Below are 2,184 nucleotides of genomic sequence, written 5' to 3'. Positions count from 1 at the left end.
GGCGGGCTGGGTGGTCGAATACAACACCCGCCGTCCGCATCAGGCTCTGGGCATGGCGTGTCCGGCCGACCGGTTCGACACCCGCACCGCCCAGGGCGAGCAGGAACGCTCAGAGATCGTCGACGTGTGGAGCGAGGTAGGGCATCAAGGGCCCAGAGGTTGCCGATTATCGCGAATGTGGACGGTCTCTCCTGCCAGGACAAGCTGGCCGACACAACCCAGAGAACGAGGTACAACGATGAGGATCCTCTGATCGGAACACCAGCCCCCCGCCCCAAAGGGTGTGGGGGCTGGCTTTTTCTGTATCCAAACAGCCACCCCGAGGCCGACCATCGGCCATCAACCGCGCGGGGTCCCGATCAGCCGCAACGGCGGCCGCGTAAGCTACCGCGCTCTGGACGCCGGGGCCCGCGCCGCTCACCAAACGCGACGGCCCAAGCCCGCCAAGCTGACCGTCCACTCGCCATTGCGCCAGATCGTCCAAGAGCGGCTGGAGTGCTGCTGGTCGCCGCAGCAGATCGCCTGCTGGCTCCCGCTGGCCTACCCCGACCAACTCGACATGCGGGTACCGCACGAGACGATTTACATGTCGCTGTTCAATCCGCGGCGGCGGGCGCTGCACCAGAAACTGACCGCGCGGCTGCGCACCAGACGAACCATGCGCCATCCACGCGTCGTCCATCGTTCCAGCGGCCTCGGGCAGATTCGGGACATGGTGCCCATCGGCAGCGCCCTGCCGAGATCGAGACCCGGCTCGTGCCCGGACACTGGGAAGGTGACCTGGTCATGGGGCAAACGTCCCTCCGCGGTCGCCACGCTGGTGGAGCGGGCCAGTCGCCTCGTCTGGCTGATCGCGTTGCCTGACGGCATCAAAGTCCACCAGTTACGCCCTCATCTGGTCCAGGTCATCGAGCAGATGCCGCTCACAATGCGTGGATCGCTCACCTGGGACCGGGCCGGGAGATGGCCGAGCACGGCCAGCTCACCGCCCATACAGGCATGCTGGTCTACTTCTGCCGCAGACGCCGACCCCCTGAGACCGCCTGTTCAAGGGCGCCCGGACCGGGCGCCAGGACGTGGCCGGCCCCCGGGCGTGCGGCCTCTCGGGCTCACCGGCATGAGAGGCGGCCCGGGTTAGGCCTCAAGACGGCGGGTTAGGTTTCCAACCCGCACCCCCGATGGGCTAACCTTGCGCTGACCTGCATGAATGAAGCCAGCCAAGTTAAATCGTAGCCCTGGTGGTCAGATCCGGGGAAAATACCCCTGTGCGTGTGTTCGGGCATCGCGAGCTGAGCTAACTGGCCCTTGAGTTGGCGGACAACGGCAGCGCCCGGGAAGCACGGCCAGGAGTTCGTTGCCGAAGAGACCCGAGCGCGGGATACCGGACCGGGCGGGCGATGACGCTGGTCGTCACGGGGATGAGCGGGGCGGGCCCGGCCGGTACTCCGTAGAGCCTCTGTGGACCTCGCGAAGACCGCCCTCTGCGTGGCTGGCAAGTCGCTTTGGGGGAGGACCTGCCGATCCCTGCTCCACTTGAAGGCATTTTGCTTACACAGGATTTCTGACTAGGCGCCTCAAGCGTGGGGGCGGGACGGCGGCCTGGACCGCCTGTGCAGCGGCAACGTCGGTGGTGCGCATGGAGCGCCAGCCCCCACCCAGCCACAGCAGCGCCTGCGGGGGTCAACCATGGCCGCGACCTGCCAGGACATCGAGGCGTGCAGCCCGCCGCAACGTCGGCGACCGCCACTCCAGCGTCCTGCGCAATACCTTCAACCGCATGCTCGGATGCCTGTTCCACACTGCCTCCAAACCGGCACGCCTTACGACGACCAACAAGCCTTCGGCCCCCGCCTCGCCGCCGCCGACGCTTGACACACTACGAAGATCGGATGTCTGTCGACCGCGGCAAACGTGGGTCGAAGATCCATCTGCTGGTCGATCGTGCCGGACTGCCGCTGTCTGTCGGGATCTCGGCGGCCAACACTCACGACAAGCTCGCGCTGGAGTCGCTGGTGCGGGGCGTCGCGCCGATCCACTCCCGGCGCGGGCCGCGACGGCGCCGCCCGGCAAAGCTGCACGGCGACAAGGGCTAAGAGGTCGTAACAGAATCAGCGGGCGAGGCGTCGCCAGCAGATGATGGCTGCGGCGAGGGTCATGAGTGCTTCGTGGATGTCGTCGCGGGTC

General features: G+C 67.0%; 1 pseudogene. It reads left to right on the top strand.

The features are described 5' to 3' along the window. Positions 1–1,898 precede the first annotated feature (1,898 nt). Positions 1,899–2,090, top strand: a pseudogene (locus tag AB0C84_RS45975) (transposase); the annotation flags it as partial. Positions 2,091–2,184 lie beyond the last annotated feature (94 nt).

This window comes from Actinomadura sp. NPDC048955 (assembly GCF_040649435.1).
GTDB lineage: Bacteria > Actinomycetota > Actinomycetes > Streptosporangiales > Streptosporangiaceae > Spirillospora > Spirillospora luteofluorescens.
Note: the sequence above shows the minus strand (reverse complement) of the source record. Positions and strands in the feature narration are given on the sequence as shown.